Origin of the sequence: Mycolicibacterium holsaticum DSM 44478 = JCM 12374 (genome assembly GCF_019645835.1) — a bacterium.
Taxonomy (GTDB): Bacteria; Actinomycetota; Actinomycetes; order Mycobacteriales; family Mycobacteriaceae; genus Mycobacterium; species Mycobacterium holsaticum.
In genome coordinates this window covers 4,234,264-4,249,117 of sequence record NZ_CP080998.1, presented here as the reverse complement: position 1 = coordinate 4,249,117, position 14,854 = coordinate 4,234,264, and the positions used below count along the sequence as shown (strand labels likewise).

The following is a 14,854-nucleotide window of genomic DNA, read 5'->3' as shown; positions in this document are numbered from 1 at the left end:
GTGATGCGGTACTACTACTCGGCTGACGCGATTCGCGCGGCCGAAGCCCCGCTGCTGGCGTCCCTGCCCGACGGTGCCTTGATGCGGCGCGCTGCCTACGGCCTGACGGCCGCGATCGCCCGCGAACTCGTCGAGTGCGCCGGCGGTGTCGCCGGGCGAAGCGTCTGCGCGGTCGTCGGGTCCGGTGACAACGGGGGCGACGCGCTGTGGGCCGCGACGTTTCTGCGCCGCCGCGGCGCGCGGGTGTCGGCGGTGCTGCTCAACCCCGAACGCACCCATGCCACGGCGCTGGCGGCCTTCACACGCGCCGGCGGCCGGGTGGTGCAAAGCGTTCCGGTGACAACCGATCTGGTGATCGACGGTATCGTCGGCATCTCCGGGTCCGGGCCGCTGCGCCCCAACGCCGCAGACGTGTTCGCCGCCGTCGACGCCGCGGGCATCCCGGTCGTGGCCGTCGACATCCCCAGCGGTGTCGACGTGCACACCGGCACCGCCGACGGCGCCCACGTCACCGCCAAGGTCACCGTCACGTTCGGTGGTCTCAAACCCGTACACGCGCTGGGTAATTGCGGTCGTGTCGAGCTCGTCGACATCGGGTTGGGGCTAGCGCCGTCCGACATGTTCGGGCTGGAGGCCGCGGACGTCAGAGCGCGCTGGCCGGTACCCGGACCCCAGGACGACAAGTACACCCAGGGCGTCACCGGCGTGCTGGCCGGATCGGCAACGTATCCCGGTGCGGCGGTGCTGTGCACCGGGGCCGCGGTGGCGGCCACCTCCGGGATGGTGCGCTACGCGGGCAGCGCTGAGCAACAGGTCCTTTCGCACTGGCCGGAGGTGATCGCCGCGCCGAACGCCAGCGCCGCTGGCCGGGTGCAGGCGTGGGTGGTCGGACCAGGGCTGGGTACCGACGACGCCGGCGCCTCCGCCCTGTGGTTCGCCCTGCAGACCGAGCTGCCGGTGATCGTCGACGCCGACGCGCTGACGATCCTCGCCGCGCATCCCGACCTCGTCACCGACCGCGCCGCGCCGACCGTGTTGACCCCGCACGCAGGCGAATTCGCGCGGCTCGCCGGGTGCGCGCCGGGCCAGGACCGCGTCGGTGCCGCCCGCAAGCTGGCCGACCGGCTCGGTGTCACGGTACTGCTCAAGGGCAACGTCACCGTCATCGCTGAACCCGGCGGACCGGTCTGCCTGAGCCCTGCGGGTCAATCGTGGGCGGCCACAGCGGGTTCCGGCGATGTGCTCTCCGGCATGATCGGCGCCCTGCTGGCGGCGGGCATGCCCGCCGGTGAGGCCGCCGCTGCCGCGGCGTTCGTGCACAGCCGCGCGGCGAATCTGTCGGCCCTCGACCCGGGTCCGCAGCCCGCCCCCACCTCAGCGTCGCGCATCCTCGCGCACATCCGCAGTGCCATCGCTAGTTTGTAACGAAAGGTTATGTCCATGTCGCGCAAGCGCACTTCTGTACCGATTGTCGCCCCGGCCTACACCGGGCGCCTGGAGATGGCGCCCGTCCCGTCGCTGCGCATGCCCGACGAGTCGATGAACCCCGATGCGGCCTACCGGTTCATCCACGACGAGCTGATGCTCGACGGCAGCTCCCGGCTGAACCTCGCGACGTTCGTCACGACATGGATGGACCCTCAGGCCGAGGCGCTGATGGCCGAGACGTTCGACAAGAACATGATCGACAAGGACGAGTACCCGGCGACCGCGGCGATCGAGCAGCGCTGTGTGTGCATGGTGGCCGACCTCTTTCACGCCGAAGACCTGCGCGACGACGACCCGGCCAGCGCCATCGGCGTATCGACGATCGGCTCCAGCGAGGCCGTCATGCTCGCAGGGCTGGCGATGAAGTGGCGCTGGCGCGAGCGTGCGGGCAAGAACTGGAAGGGGCGCACCCCCAACCTGGTGATGGGCTCCAACGTGCAGGTGGTGTGGGAGAAGTTCTGCCGCTATTTCGACGTCGAACCGCGGTATCTGCCGATGGAGGAGGGCCGCTACGTCATCACCCCCGAGCAGGTGCTGGAAAACGTCGACGAGGACACCATCGGCGTGGTGGCGATCCTCGGCACCACCTACACCGGCGAACTCGAGCCGATCGGTGAGATCTGCGCGGCCCTGGACAAACTCGCCGCCGACGACGGCCTCGACATCCCGGTGCACGTCGACGCGGCCAGCGGCGGCTTCGTGGTGCCGTTCCTGCACCCCGACCTGCAGTGGGACTTCCGCCTGCCGCGGGTGGTGTCGATCAACGTCAGCGGCCACAAATACGGGCTGACGTACCCGGGCATCGGCTTCGTGGTGTGGCGCAGTGCCGAACACCTCCCCGAGGAGCTCGTCTTCCGGGTCAACTACCTCGGCGGGGACATGCCGACGTTCACGCTGAACTTCTCCCGGCCCGGCAACCAGGTGGTCGGGCAGTACTACAACTTCGTGCGCCTGGGCAGAGCCGGATACGGGCAGGTGATGCACAGCTTGTCGCAGACCGCGCGGTGGCTGGGCGACCAGCTCCGCAACAGCGAGCATTTCGAGGTGATCACCGACGGTTCGGCGATCCCGGTCGTCAGCTTCCGGCTGGCGGGTGACTTCGGGTACACCGAGTTCGACGTCTCACACACCCTGCGCGCGTACGGATGGCAGGTGCCCGCCTACACCATGCCGGACAACGCAACCGACGTGGCCGTGCTGCGCGTCGTGGTGCGGGAGGGATTTTCCGCCGACATGGCCCGGGCATTGCGCGACGACCTGACCACGGTGTTGAGCCACCTCGACGAGCTCAAGCCCGGTGGGCACTTCAACCAGGTGCAGCCCTTCGCGCACTGAGGCGTTCAGCCGTCGCGGAGCAACCGCCAGGCCGTCAACGCGACGGTGGCCCGCACCAGCCCGTCAGGCTCTGTGAGGCCGAACCCGAGTGCCTTGCCGAGCTGGTCGAGCCTGCGCGCCACGCTGCTGTGGTGCAGGTGCAGCACGTCGGCGGCACGGCGCAGCGAACCGGTCTCGCAGTACACGTCGAGGGTGTCGAGATCATCTGGCGCGCTTGCCAATCGGGCGATCGCAGCCACATCGGGGTTCTCGCGGGCCACCGGCGCGGGGACCCGCGCCAGCAATGCCACCGCACCGAGCGCGTCGTAGCGCACCACGGGGCGGCGGACCGTGGTGAACCGCAGGGCCGTGCGCGCCTCGCGCCACGACTGCGCGGCGTGCTCGGCGGCGCCGACCCCTGCGCGCACACCCGCGGGAAAGGCCCCGTCGTCGACCTCGCCGGCCAACAGCACGCCGACCTCGCCGAGGTGTGCGGCCTTGACCGGCCGGGCCGGGCACACCACGGCGCCGATCCGGTCCAACGGGGTTGGGGAACGCACCGCGGCGACGCGGATCCGGGCGCCGGGGGCAAAACCCAGCAGGCGCAACGCGCGGTTTCTGGCCGTGTCGTCGGTGTCGGACGTGATGACCAGCTCGACAAGAGCGGGGTCGGCCATCGTCGTCTGCGCCGGGCCGTACCGTTCGAGGACCGCGGCCACCGCGATCGCCAGGCGCTCCAGGGCCAGTTCATCGAGGGATCGCGCCGGTCCGCAACGCTCCAGCCAGACGGTGCCGATGTCCTCGTCGTCGAGGGTGACGGTGGCTTCAGACGAGGCGGGCGGCACCGGATCGGGCGCCTGCGTGCCGGCCGCGGACATGCGGATCGAGCGTCCGGCGGCGTGCAGGCGCACGCCGGCCGTGCACTCGGCCAGGCCCGCCGCGGCCCGCACCAGCGCTGCCAGGTCCACCCGCCTGCGCATCAGCGTGTCGAAGAACGTGACCACCCGCAGCGCGCCCTCGGCGTCGGAATCCAGCCGCGACAGCCGCGCCACCAACGCCTCCATGCTGGCCAGGGTAGGCGCCGATTGTCGGATGATCACGTGTCTTTTCCCGACGAATGTCGGATGCGCCCGGACCCGGCAAGCGCCGAGCATGGGAGACATGGATCCCGAACTCGAGGCGTTTCTCGCCTTGTTCCCCCGAGCCCAGCTGTCCGACCCCGTCGAAGAACGCAAGAATTTCGCCGCGCTGGCCGCCGCGATACCGGTGCCCGACGTCGCAGGCCTGCAGGTCGAGGACCGCACGGTGCCTGCCGAACCCGATGTGCCGATCCGCGTCTACCGGCCCCAGGGCGCCACGGCCGCGATCGTCTGGCTGCACGGCGGCGGGTTCGTCATGGGCGACCTGGGCACCGAGCATCCGTGGGCGACCAGGGTGGCCGCCGGGTCCGGGGTGACGGTGGTGTCCGTCGGTTACCGGCTGGCCCCCGAGAACCCGTTCCCGGCCGCATTCGACGACGCCTACGCGGTGTTGCAGTGGACCGCAAAGCATGCGGCGGAGCTGGGTGTGGCCCCCGACCGGATCGCGGTCGGCGGCCACAGCGCCGGGGCCGGGCTCGCGGCCGGGCTCGCGCTGCGCGCCCGCGACGAGGGCGGCCCGCCCATCCGCTTCCAACTGCTCAACCAGCCCGGCCTCGACGACCGGCAGCAGACCTGGTCGGCCCGCAATTTCACCGAGACACCGTGGATGAACCGGGACAAGGCGTCGGCGATCTGGGAGCACTATCTCGGTGGTGCGACCGCCACGCCGTACGCGGCTCCGGCGCGGGCAACGGATCTGTCCGGCCTGCCCGCGGCCTACATCGCGACCGCGGAGTTCTGCCCGAACCGCGACGAAGGCCTGGCGTACGCGATGGCGCTGATGGCGGCGGATGTCCCCGTCGAGGCTCACCAGTGGTCGGGCACCTTCCACGGCTCGCAGGCGATCCTGTCAGCGGAGGTGTCGCAGCGGCAGATCGCCGAACTCGCGGACGTACTGCGCCGGGCCTTGGCGCACTGAAACCAACAACGACACAAAGGAGTTCGACGTGACGGTCAGCCCAATCGACCTGTACTCGGCGGCGATCCGCCTTGCCGGGCAGCACCGGGCGCAGCACACCGAACGCAGGTTCGACGCCGCGCTCGACGGATGGCACATCATGGCGTTTCGCGCGGAGACAGACGACGACTCGCACGCCGACTACTGGGAGATGCACCCCGGCGCCGACGAAGTGGTGACGTGTCTGACCGGCGCGATCCGCATGTACTTGCGCGCTGAGGACGCCGGCGACGACGAGGAGATCGCGTTGGCCGAAGGCACCGCGGTGATCGTGCCGAGAGGGCGGTGGCATCGCATCGAGGTGGACGAGCCCAGCGACATCCTGGCGGTCACTGTGCTCGAAAACACTCGACTGCAGGCACGGGCGAACGCGTAGGTCAGCCCCGGTCGACCGAGCGTGCGGCCGCGGGCCGGCGGTCGCGTGCGGCTGCGGAAACCGTGCGTCTGGGACAATCGGCAGTGGTGACCATTCACACGACCGAGCTGACAGCACCCACCGCGGCGCCCGCCCAGGCGGTGGTGGATCTCGACGCCATCGCCCACAACGTCCGGCTGCTGCGTGAGCGTGCCGGATCCGCGCAGGTGATGGCCGTCGTCAAGGCCGACGGCTACGGTCACGGCGCCACCCAGGTGGGCCGGGCCGCCCTGGCCGCAGGGGCCACCGAACTCGGCGTCGCCACCGTCGGCGAGGCGGTCGCGCTGCGACGCGACGGGATCACCGCGCCCGTGCTGGCGTGGCTGCATCCCCCCGGCACCGACTTCGCACCGGCGCTGAGCGCCGACGTCGAGATCGGGTTGTCGTCGGTGCGCCAACTCGATGAGCTGCTCGACGCGGTCCAACGCACCGGAACCACCGCGACGGTCACCGTCAAGGTCGACACCGGGCTGAGCCGCAACGGCAGCAGCCCGGCGGACTACCCGGCGCTGTTGACCGCTTTGCAACGCGCGCGGGTGGACGGCGCGGTACGGGTGCGGGGACTCATGTCGCACCTGGTGCACGGCGACACCCCTGAGCATCCCCTCAACACCCGGCAGGCCGAGCGCCTGACCGACATGCTGCGATACGCACGCCAGCAGGGCGTGGCGTTCGAGATCGCCCACCTGAGCAATTCGCCGGCCGCGATGACGCGCCAGGACCTGGCGTTCGACCTCGTCCGGCCGGGAATCGCCGTCTACGGCCAGACCCCGATCCCCGAACGCGGCGACATGGGTCTGCGCCCGGCGATGACCCTGAAATGCCCTGTGACGCTGGTGCGTTCGATACGCGCCGGCGACGGGGTGTCCTACGGTCACACCTGGATCGCCGAGCGCGACACCACGCTGGGGTTGATGCCGATCGGTTACGCAGACGGTGTCTTCCGGGTGTTGAGCGGGCGTATCGACGTGCTGATCAACGGCCGGTTGCGACGCAACGTGGGCCGGATCTGCATGGACCAGTTCGTGGTCGACCTGGGCCCCGACGCCGACGTGGCCGAGGGCGACGAAGCGATCCTGTTCGGGCCGGGCACCCATGGGGAGCCCACCGCTCAGGACTGGGCCGATCTGCTGGGGACCATCAACTACGAGGTGGTCACCAGCCCGCGCGGCCGAGTGGTCAGGACCTACCGCGGTGACCAACAGACGGGCAAGAATCGTTGATGGACAACGAGATCGAGCCACCGCATGATCGTGGGGCCGCCGCCCGCTGGCTGGCGGGCGGCGCGGGCCTGACGGCGGTCGGCTCCGCTGCGGGGGTCTCGGTCGCCCGTTCGCTGCGCCGCCGGCTCAGCACCGATGATCCGTACGCTCATGAGGATTTCCACCTGCTCGACGCGGACCGCAGCTACGTGGTCACCACACCCGACGGCGTGTCACTGGCCGTGCGTGAGGTCGGCCCCAAAGACGCGTTTCTGACCGTCGTGTTCGCCCACGGGTTCTGCCTTCGCATGGGAGCCTTCCACTTTCAGCGGGCCCGGCTGACCGAGCAATGGGGTGAGCAGGTCCGCATGGTGTTCTACGACCAGCGTGGTCACGGCCAGTCCGACGAGTCCTCACCCGAGGATTACACCGTCGCGCAACTGGGCCGGGACTTGGAGGCGGTGCTCGCGGTGATGGCCCCGCGCGGCCCGGTGGTGTTGGTCGGCCATTCGATGGGCGGCATGACCGTGTTGTCCCACGCCCGCCAGTACCCGCAGCGGTACCCGACCCGCATCGTCGGTGCTGCGGTGATCTCCTCTGCCGCCGAAGGAGTTTCGCGCTCACCGCTGGGGGAGATCCTGAAGAACCCGGCGCTGGAGGCGGTGCGGTTCGCCGTGCGCTATGCGCCCAAGGCCGTGCACCGCAGCCGTGGTGTCGCCAAGTCGGTGATCGGACCGATCCTGCGGGCGGGATCCTACGGCGACGAGGAAATCAGCCCGAGCGTCGTGGCGTTCTCCGAGGAGATGATGCACGGCACGCCGATCACGACGGTGGTGGAGTTCCTGCACGCGCTCGAGGTTCACGACGAGACCGCGGGGTTGGCCACGCTGGCCAAGATCCCGACGCTGATCGCCTGCGGCGACCGCGATCTGCTCACACCGAAGGAGTACTCCGAAGACATGGCGGCCGCGCTGCCCAAGTCGGAGTTGGTGATCGTGCGCGGCGCAGGACATCTCGTGCAACTCGAACAGCCCGACATCATCGACGACGCGCTGGTGCGGCTGGTCGAACGGGCCACGCCCTCCAAGCTCGTCGCGCTCACCCGGCGCGTGCGCGAACGGGTCCGCCATGACTGAACGGGGTTCGGGCACAGCGCAGCTGCCCACCGCCGAGGACACCGTCGCGCTGGGGGCCCGGCTGGGCGCACAGCTGCGGGCAGGAGACGTGGTGGTGCTCTCGGGACCGCTGGGTGCAGGGAAGACGGTGCTGGCCAAAGGAATCGCAGAGGCGCTGGACGTCGACGGTCCGGTCATCTCGCCGACGTTCGTACTCGCCCGGGTGCACCGGGCCCGAAACCCCGATGCACCGGCCATGATTCATGTGGACCTGTACCGGCTGCTGGATCAGCCGGCGGTCGACCTGCTCGGCGAGCTGGACTCCCTGGATCTGGACACCGATCTCGAGGACGCCGTCGTGGTGGTCGAATGGGGCGAAGGGCTTGCCGAACGGCTCTCCGACAGCCACCTCGACGTGCGGTTGGAACGCGGTTCCGACAGCGAGGTGCGCACCGCGGTATGGGACTGGAGCACACCGTGAGCTTCCTGGTCCTTGCCATCGACACCGCCACCCCGGCCGTCACCGCCGGTGTGGTGCGCGTCGATTCGCCGACGCAAGTGCTGGCGCAGCGGGTCACCGTCGATGCCCGCGCGCACGCCGAAGAACTCACCCCCAACGTGGTCGCTGCGCTGGCCGACGCCCAGGTGACCTTCGACGACCTGGCCGCGGTTGTGGTGGGCTGCGGTCCCGGTCCGTTCACCGGGCTGCGGGTCGGGATGGCCAGCGCGGCGGCGTTCGGGCATGCGCTCGGCGTGCCCGTGCACGGCGTGTGCAGCCTGGACGCCATCGGCATCGAGACCACCGGTGAAGTGCTGGTCGTCACCGACGCGCGCAGGCGCGAAGTGTACTGGGCGCGCTACCGCGACGGCGTGCCTGTGGACGGGCCGGCTGTCAACGCCCCCGCCGATGTGCCCGGCGCGGCCGACGTGCTGGCCGGACCCCCGCGTTATCCCACCCCGGCCGGGCTGGTGTGTGCTGTCGCGGACTGGTCGGCCGAACCGGCGCCGCTGGTCCCGCTGTATCTGCGGCGGCCCGACGCCAAACCGTCGGTGGCGATCCGATGAGCGTCGAATACGGGAAGCTGACACCCGAAGACGCCGGCCGGTGCGCTGAACTGGAGTCGCAGCTGTTCGACGGCGACGACCCGTGGCCGGCGCGCGCCTTTTTGGCCGAACTAGCCGCCAAACACATCCATTACGTCGCGGCGCGCACGCAGGGCAAGCTCGTCGGCTACGCCGGCATCGCCCGGCTGGGTCGAAAGCGGCCCTACGAGCACGAGATCCACACCGTCGGGGTCGACCCGGCCTACCAGGGTCAGGGCATCGGTCGGCAGCTGGTCGCGCGGCTGCTCGAAATCGCCTCGGATGCAGTGGTTCTGCTCGAAGTCCGTACCGACAACGCGGCGGCCATCAAACTGTACGAAAGCTTCGGGTTCGTCACAATGGGGCTGCGCAAGCGCTACTACCGCGTCAGCGGCGCCGACGCGTATACGATGAGGCGAGACCCATCATGACCGTCATCCTGGCCATCGAAAGCTCCTGCGACGAAACCGGCGTCGGGATCGCCCACCTCGATCCCGACGGCACGGTGACGCTGCTCGCCGACGAGGTGGCTTCCAGCGTCGACGAACACGCCAGGTTCGGCGGCGTCGTGCCCGAGATCGCCAGCCGCGCGCACCTGGAGGCGCTCGGCCCGACGATGCGGCGCGCGCTGCAGGCGGCGAACGTCGCCAAGCCCGACGTCGTCGCGGCCACCATCGGCCCCGGGCTGGCGGGTGCGCTGCTGGTGGGAGTTGCTGCGGCCAAGGCGTATTCGGCGGCCTGGCAGGTGCCGTTCTACGCGGTCAACCATCTGGGCGGGCACCTGGCCGCCGACGTCTACGACCACGGCCCGCTGCCGGAGTGCGTGGGCCTGCTGGTCTCGGGCGGACACACCAACCTGCTGCACGTGCGGTCGCTGGGTGAGCCGATCGTCGAACTGGGCGGCACGGTCGACGACGCCGCGGGGGAGGCCTACGACAAGGTGGCGCGGCTACTGGGCCTCGGCTATCCGGGCGGCAAGGTGCTCGACGACCTGGCCCGCACCGGCGATCGCGACGCGATCGTGTTTCCCCGCGGCATGACCGGCCCGCGGGACGATCCCTACGCGTTCAGCTTCTCCGGGCTCAAGACCGCGGTGGCGCGCTATGTCGAAAGCCATCCCGACGCCGCGCAGGCCGACGTCGCGGCGGGCTTTCAGGAGGCCGTCGCCGACGTGCTGACCCGCAAGGCTGTCCGCGCCGCCACCGAGGTCGGCGTGAAGACGCTGCTGATCGCCGGTGGGGTGGCGGCCAATTCGCGGCTGCGGGAGCTGGCCGAGGAACGCTGCGCCGCCGCCGGGCTGACGTTGCGCATTCCGCGCCCACGGTTGTGCACCGACAACGGCGCGATGATCGCATCGTTCGCCGCCCATCTGATCGCCGCGGGTGCGACGTCGTCACCGTTGGATGCGGCCAGTGACCCGGGTCTTCCGGTGGTGCAGGGGCAGGTGGTGTAGGTGAGCGCCGACAAGCTCGCCATTACCGAACTGCTGTACCGCTATGCCGAGCTGATCGATGCGGGCGACTTCGAGGGGGTCGGGCGGTTGCTCGCGCGTGCGACGTTCGGCGGGTCGGGTCCGCAGGGCGTGGCCGGGGCCGACAACATCGCCGCGCTGTTCGCGTCGACCACGCGTCGGTACCCCGAGCACGGCAACACCCCGCGCACCCGGCACCTGGTGCTCAACCCGATCGTCGAGGTGGCCGCGGACCGCACCGCCACCGCCAGGTCGACGTTCTGCGTGGTGCAGAACACCGAGACCGTCCCGCTGCAGCCGATCGTCGTCGGGCGCTATTTCGACCGCTTCAGCTGTGACCCCGGCATTCCTGCCGGCTGGCACTTCACCGAACGCAAGGTCGCGGTCGAGATGGTCGGCGATGTGTCGGCCCATTTGAGGGTCGACCCGGGCGCCTTCGGCAATTAGGCAGTGGGGCGACCTTGAGTGCTAGCACTCTCATGTATAGAGTGCTAGGTGGCAGGCGGCCAACCCCTGCGTCGGCACCCGCGACGACGGCGCTTGGAGACGGACGCTTTGCCGAACACCTGGTAACACTGGAATCTCAGATCCGGGGCCTGGCCCCGGATCTACTACCCGAACCACTGGAGGGCTCCATCGTGGCGAGCGTGAACATCAAGCCACTCGAGGACAAGATCCTCGTACAGGCCAACGAGGCCGAGACCACGACCGCTTCCGGTCTGGTCATCCCTGACACCGCCAAGGAGAAGCCGCAGGAAGGCACCGTCGTCGCAGTCGGCCCCGGCCGCTGGGACGAGGACGGCGAAAAGCGGATCCCGCTGGACGTGTCCGAGGGCGACACCGTCATCTACAGCAAGTACGGCGGCACCGAGATCAAGTACAACGGCGAGGAGTACCTGATCCTGTCAGCCCGCGACGTGCTGGCTGTCGTCAACAAGTAAGCGCCCGTGTTCCGCCCCGGAAATCCCCGTCATAGCGGGTGATTTCCGGGGCGGCATGCGTAACTAGGGAAAGACATCCATGAGCAAGCAGATTGAGTACAACGAAACTGCACGCCGCGCGCTGGAAGCGGGCGTAGACAAGCTCGCCGATGCGGTGCGCGTGACGCTGGGGCCCCGCGGCCGGCACGTGGTGCTGGCCAAGGCCTTCGGTGGGCCGCAGATCACCAACGACGGCGTGACGATCGCCCGCGAGATCGACCTCGAGGATCCGTTCGAGAACCTCGGTGCCCAGCTGGTGAAGTCCGTGGCCACCAAGACCAACGACGTCACCGGCGACGGCACCACCACCGCGACGGTGCTGGCGCAGGCCCTCGTCAAGGGCGGGCTGCGCAACGTCGCCGCCGGCGCCAACCCGATCGCGCTCGGCCAGGGCATCGCCAAGGCCGCCGACGCGGTTTCTGAGGCGCTGCTGGCATCGGCGACGCCGGTCACCGACAAGCAGGGCATCGCCCAGGTCGCCACCGTCTCCTCACGCGATGCGGAGATCGGTGACATGGTCGGGGAGGCGATGACCAGGGTCGGTCACGACGGCGTCGTCACCGTCGAGGAGTCCTCGACGCTGAACACCGAGCTGGAGATCACCGAGGGCGTCGGCTTCGACAAGGGTTTCGTCTCGGCGTACTTCATCACCGACTTCGACACCCAGCAGGCCGTGCTCGAGGACGCGTTGGTGCTGCTGCACCGGGAGAAGATCAGCTCGCTGCCCGACCTGCTGCCGCTGTTGGAGAAGGTCGCCGAATCTGGTAAGCCGCTGCTGATCATCGCCGAAGACGTTGAGGGAGAAGCGCTTTCGACGCTGGTCGTCAACGCCATCCGTAAGACGCTGAAGGCCGTCGCGGTCAAGGCGCCGTTCTTCGGTGACCGCCGCAAGGCGTTCCTCGATGACCTCGCGGTCGTCACCGGCGGTCAGGTCGTCAACCCCGACGTCGGCCTGGTGCTGCGTGAGGTCGGCCTCGACGTGCTGGGCACCGCGCGGCGCGTCGTCGTCGACAAGGACAGCACCGTCATCGTCGACGGCGGCGGCACCAAGGAGGCCATCGACGGGCGCGCCCAGCAGTTGCGCGCCGAGATCGAGGCCAGCGACTCCGACTGGGACCGCGAGAAGCTTGAGGAGCGGCTGGCCAAGCTGTCCGGCGGTGTGGCGGTCATCAAGGTCGGCGCGGCCACCGAGACCGCGCTCAAGGAACGCAAGGAGAGCGTCGAGGACGCGATCGCCGCGGCCAAGGCGGCGGTCGAGGAGGGCATCATCGCCGGCGGCGGTTCGGCGCTGGTGCGCGCCCGGGCTGCCACCGACAAGCTGCGCGAGAGCCTGTCCGGCGATGAGCGGCTCGGCGTCGACCTGTTTGCGTCGGCGCTGTCGGCGCCGCTGTACTGGATCGCCACGAACGCCGGGCTCGACGGTTCGGTCGTGGTGAGCAAGGTCCTGGAACTGCCGCAGGGCCAGGGCTTCAACGCCGCGACGCTGACCTACGGCGACCTGGCGGCCGAGGGCATCGTCGACCCGGTCAAGGTGACGCGGTCGGCACTGTTGAACGCGGCCTCGGTCGCGCGGATGGTGCTGACCACCGAGACCGCGGTGGTGGAGAAGCCCGAGGAGCCGGAGGACGACGGCCACGGCCACGGCCACGGCCATATGCACTAGGCGGTTCGACGGAGCGCCCTCGGTCTTTAACGGCCGGGGGCGTTTCGTTTCGGTGAGCGCTCAATTTCGTACTTCCCGTTGGCATAACTTGCCCGCAAGCACCCCTGGAGAAGATGAAGCGGCGCCAAGAGAAGTCGTTCGCCTACCACCTGCCGAAACACACCGAATAGCTACGACAAAGGCCTACGCTGCCAGTGAAGTCGGTTCGCCAGACGATGAGGGAGCATGGCTTGATGCGCTTGTCTTCCGCGGCGGCCGGGCTTGCCGCCGGTGTGGCCGCGATCGCGTTGGCCTCACCGGCGGTTGCCGACCCGATTGATCCCATCCCGGGCAACGGGTTCTTCCTCGTCGGACCAGACATCGCTCCCGGCCTCTACCACTCGGCCGGTACCGCGTCGGCGTTCGGGGTGTGGATCAACGACGTGCCGACGCAGGACTCGATGTGCGTGTGGTTCACCTACAGCACACCCGATGCGAACAAGGACCACGTCGTCGCGACCAACATCTCCATCGGCCCGATGTACGCCAACATCAACGCGACGGTGAAGGCTTTCGAGTCGCGCAACTGCCAACCGTGGACCCGGGTGCCCTGAGGGATCTGCCGCGGCGCACACTGACGTGATGTTTCCGCAAACGCCTGCGGCGACGGCGGCTCATTCGGTGGCCGCCCACTTCTACACGCCGGCGGTGCTGAACCACTGCATCCGTTCGTATCTGTGGGGAACGACGTACGCCGAAGCGCACGACATCGCCTTCGACGACGAGCTTTACTACGTGAGCGCGCTGCTTCATGACATCGGTCTGACCGACCCCTTCGACAGTCACCGGGTGGCCTTCGAGGAGGCGGGCGGGGAGCTGGCATGGGTTTTCGGGGTGGCGGCCGGTTGGCCGGCCGACCGGGCGGCCAGGGCAGCCGAGATCATCGTGCTGCACATGCGTGACGACGTCGCGGCGGACGCCGACCCGGAGTCCCATCTCCTGCAGGTGGCGACCAGCTGGGACGTAGCCGGGCGGCACCCCGAGGAGTTCGCTGCCGAGACCAGAGCACGGGTACTCGCGCGCTATCCGAGGCAAGGCTTCAGTGCCGAATTCGTCGCGTGCTTTGAGGATCAGGCGAGACGCAAACCGCAAGGCGCTGCCGCGAAATCGATCGCCAGCAACGGCGCCCAACGGATCATGGCCAACCCGCTTGACAGCGAGCAATAGCCGGTCACGGAGCATCCCCGGCCCGACTTGGGCCCGGACGTGTCTACGTTATCGCTTACGGTCGGATCTAGCTGCCGCCCCTCAACAGGCCCTGCACCGCGAACTTCACCAGCCCGTTGGCGGCACTCAATGTGGACTGCGTGGTAGGCACCGCCGCCTGGACGGCGTCGTTGAGTGACCCCACACCGGATTGCAGGCCCTTGTTGTTCTGGTCGACGATGCTCTGCAGGCCCTCGTTGTTGATCGCCGTGATGCCCTGCAGGCCCTCGTTGTTCTGGTTGACGACGTTTTGCACCGCGCCGTTCGTGCCGCCGACGACGTTCTGCACCGCATCGTTCGCGCCGTCGACAACCGAGCCGAGAAGACCGCCGAGGCCACCGTCGGCGAACGCCATACCGGCGGGTGCTCCGACCAACATCCCGCCGGCGATGAACCCCACTCCGAGTGCCTTTACCGCCTTGTGCTTAGCCATGTTCTTCCCTCACCCTCCTGTGTGAAGCCTGGTCCGCGCCGAACCAGCCATTTGCCAATGATAACGATCAGCAAGCAAAGATCAAGGGTTTCGGCCCTGCCCAAAGATCTATCGACGCTGGTGAAACCCATCTACCTCGGACATGGGGCCAGCCAATAGCAAATTGATTGCGCAAGTTGATTATTTACTGGATCGTAGATAACCGGTCGACGCGCGTCCGCAAGGGGCGGCCCCGACAACTTGGCTCGACGGACATCGCCTGCCGCACTGTCGTATCGGGCCGATTTGGCCTGCCCGCAAGGGCGGTATAACCTGGGCCGCGTGATCAGCGGTGTGTGTGCCGGCTAT

The 14,854-nt window shown here is 68.9% G+C and carries 17 protein-coding genes; 15 read left to right on the top strand and 2 right to left on the bottom strand.

Features of this window, described 5'->3' with window-relative positions:
- The first annotated feature begins 3 nt into the window (after nt 1-3).
- Both K3U96_RS20465 and gad read left to right on the top strand, forming a co-directional pair.
- Nucleotides 4-1,425: an NAD(P)H-hydrate dehydratase gene (locus K3U96_RS20465; protein WP_220690924.1), complete on the top strand. Its 1,422-nt coding sequence runs from the start codon at nt 4-6 to the stop codon at nt 1,423-1,425.
- A 15-nt stretch (nt 1,426-1,440) separates the two neighbouring features.
- Nucleotides 1,441-2,823 carry a glutamate decarboxylase gene (gad, locus tag K3U96_RS20460; protein ID WP_069404796.1) on the top strand — a complete coding sequence of 461 codons (1,383 nt, stop codon included), beginning with the start codon at nt 1,441-1,443 and terminating at the stop codon, nt 2,821-2,823.
- A gap of 5 nt (nt 2,824-2,828) precedes the next feature.
- Here the strand turns inward: gad and K3U96_RS20455 are convergent, their stop codons facing one another.
- Nucleotides 2,829-3,866 (bottom strand): PucR family transcriptional regulator, encoded by a 1,038-nt coding sequence (locus K3U96_RS20455; protein WP_220690923.1) that lies wholly within the window; start codon nt 3,864-3,866, stop codon nt 2,829-2,831.
- Between the two features lie 97 nt (nt 3,867-3,963).
- Between K3U96_RS20455 and K3U96_RS20450 the strand changes: the two genes are divergently transcribed.
- The 13 genes from K3U96_RS20450 (at nt 3,964) to K3U96_RS20390 (ending at nt 14,034) form a co-directional block, all read left to right on the top strand.
- Nucleotides 3,964-4,860, top strand: a complete 897-nt coding sequence (locus K3U96_RS20450) for an alpha/beta hydrolase (RefSeq protein ID WP_220690922.1) — start codon at nt 3,964-3,966, stop codon at nt 4,858-4,860.
- A 28-nt stretch (nt 4,861-4,888) separates the two neighbouring features.
- Nucleotides 4,889-5,275: a cupin domain-containing protein gene (locus K3U96_RS20445; protein ID WP_220693712.1), complete on the top strand. Its 387-nt coding sequence runs from the start codon at nt 4,889-4,891 to the stop codon at nt 5,273-5,275.
- A gap of 92 nt (nt 5,276-5,367) precedes the next feature.
- Complete coding sequence (gene alr, locus K3U96_RS20440; RefSeq protein WP_220693615.1) at nt 5,368-6,537, top strand: alanine racemase; 1,170 nt, start codon at nt 5,368-5,370, stop codon at nt 6,535-6,537.
- Entirely contained in the window at nt 6,537-7,652 is a 1,116-nt protein-coding gene (locus K3U96_RS20435; protein WP_220690921.1) for an alpha/beta fold hydrolase, read from the top strand. The genes alr and K3U96_RS20435 overlap by 1 nt, the downstream gene beginning before the upstream one ends.
- Entirely contained in the window at nt 7,645-8,112 is a 468-nt protein-coding gene (gene tsaE / locus K3U96_RS20430) for a tRNA (adenosine(37)-N6)-threonylcarbamoyltransferase complex ATPase subunit type 1 TsaE (protein ID WP_220690920.1), read from the top strand. The genes K3U96_RS20435 and tsaE overlap by 8 nt, the downstream gene beginning before the upstream one ends.
- Nucleotides 8,091-8,696 (top strand): tRNA (adenosine(37)-N6)-threonylcarbamoyltransferase complex dimerization subunit type 1 TsaB, encoded by a 606-nt coding sequence (gene tsaB, locus K3U96_RS20425; protein ID WP_220690919.1) that lies wholly within the window; start codon nt 8,091-8,093, stop codon nt 8,694-8,696. Before tsaE ends, tsaB begins: the two co-directional genes overlap by 22 nt.
- Nucleotides 8,693-9,145: a ribosomal protein S18-alanine N-acetyltransferase gene (rimI, locus tag K3U96_RS20420; protein WP_220690918.1), complete on the top strand. Its 453-nt coding sequence runs from the start codon at nt 8,693-8,695 to the stop codon at nt 9,143-9,145. Before tsaB ends, rimI begins: the two co-directional genes overlap by 4 nt.
- Nucleotides 9,142-10,167 (top strand): tRNA (adenosine(37)-N6)-threonylcarbamoyltransferase complex transferase subunit TsaD, encoded by a 1,026-nt coding sequence (gene tsaD, locus K3U96_RS20415; protein WP_220690917.1) that lies wholly within the window; start codon nt 9,142-9,144, stop codon nt 10,165-10,167. Before rimI ends, tsaD begins: the two co-directional genes overlap by 4 nt.
- Nucleotides 10,168-10,632, top strand: coding sequence for a nuclear transport factor 2 family protein (locus K3U96_RS20410; protein WP_220690916.1), 465 nt, complete (start codon nt 10,168-10,170; stop codon nt 10,630-10,632). It begins immediately after the preceding gene.
- 191 nt (nt 10,633-10,823) lie between these two features.
- Nucleotides 10,824-11,126, top strand: coding sequence for a co-chaperone GroES (gene groES / locus K3U96_RS20405; protein WP_046754122.1), 303 nt, complete (start codon nt 10,824-10,826; stop codon nt 11,124-11,126).
- A 79-nt stretch (nt 11,127-11,205) separates the two neighbouring features.
- Nucleotides 11,206-12,828, top strand: a complete 1,623-nt coding sequence (groL, locus tag K3U96_RS20400; RefSeq protein ID WP_220690915.1) for a chaperonin GroEL — start codon at nt 11,206-11,208, stop codon at nt 12,826-12,828.
- 233 nt (nt 12,829-13,061) lie between these two features.
- Complete coding sequence (locus K3U96_RS20395) at nt 13,062-13,421, top strand: Rv1352/Rv1906c domain-containing protein (protein ID WP_230982222.1); 360 nt, start codon at nt 13,062-13,064, stop codon at nt 13,419-13,421.
- A 28-nt stretch (nt 13,422-13,449) separates the two neighbouring features.
- Nucleotides 13,450-14,034: an HD domain-containing protein gene (locus K3U96_RS20390; RefSeq protein WP_069404777.1), complete on the top strand. Its 585-nt coding sequence runs from the start codon at nt 13,450-13,452 to the stop codon at nt 14,032-14,034.
- 67 nt (nt 14,035-14,101) lie between these two features.
- Here the strand turns inward: K3U96_RS20390 and K3U96_RS20385 are convergent, their stop codons facing one another.
- Entirely contained in the window at nt 14,102-14,506 is a 405-nt protein-coding gene (locus K3U96_RS20385) for a hypothetical protein (protein ID WP_131815074.1), read from the bottom strand.
- Nucleotides 14,507-14,854 lie beyond the last annotated feature (348 nt).

What these genes read in the sequence shown, in the direction of transcription:
- K3U96_RS20465 (WP_220690924.1), top strand. Translation starts at nt 4, where the DNA reads ATGCGGTACTACTACTCGGCTGACGCGATTCGCGCGGCCGAAGCCCCG.
- gad (WP_069404796.1), top strand. Translation starts at nt 1,441, where the DNA reads ATGTCGCGCAAGCGCACTTCTGTACCGATTGTCGCCCCGGCCTACACC.
- K3U96_RS20455 (WP_220690923.1), bottom strand. Translation starts at nt 3,866, where the DNA reads ATGGAGGCGTTGGTGGCGCGGCTGTCGCGGCTGGATTCCGACGCCGAG.
- K3U96_RS20450 (WP_220690922.1), top strand. Translation starts at nt 3,964, where the DNA reads ATGGATCCCGAACTCGAGGCGTTTCTCGCCTTGTTCCCCCGAGCCCAG.
- K3U96_RS20435 (WP_220690921.1), top strand. Translation starts at nt 6,537, where the DNA reads ATGGACAACGAGATCGAGCCACCGCATGATCGTGGGGCCGCCGCCCGC.
- tsaE (WP_220690920.1), top strand. Translation starts at nt 7,645, where the DNA reads ATGACTGAACGGGGTTCGGGCACAGCGCAGCTGCCCACCGCCGAGGAC.
- tsaB (WP_220690919.1), top strand. Translation starts at nt 8,091, where the DNA reads ATGGGACTGGAGCACACCGTGAGCTTCCTGGTCCTTGCCATCGACACC.
- rimI (WP_220690918.1), top strand. Translation starts at nt 8,693, where the DNA reads ATGAGCGTCGAATACGGGAAGCTGACACCCGAAGACGCCGGCCGGTGC.
- tsaD (WP_220690917.1), top strand. Translation starts at nt 9,142, where the DNA reads ATGACCGTCATCCTGGCCATCGAAAGCTCCTGCGACGAAACCGGCGTC.
- groL (WP_220690915.1), top strand. Translation starts at nt 11,206, where the DNA reads ATGAGCAAGCAGATTGAGTACAACGAAACTGCACGCCGCGCGCTGGAA.
- K3U96_RS20395 (WP_230982222.1), top strand. Translation starts at nt 13,062, where the DNA reads ATGCGCTTGTCTTCCGCGGCGGCCGGGCTTGCCGCCGGTGTGGCCGCG.
- K3U96_RS20390 (WP_069404777.1), top strand. Translation starts at nt 13,450, where the DNA reads ATGTTTCCGCAAACGCCTGCGGCGACGGCGGCTCATTCGGTGGCCGCC.
- K3U96_RS20385 (WP_131815074.1), bottom strand. Translation starts at nt 14,506, where the DNA reads ATGGCTAAGCACAAGGCGGTAAAGGCACTCGGAGTGGGGTTCATCGCC.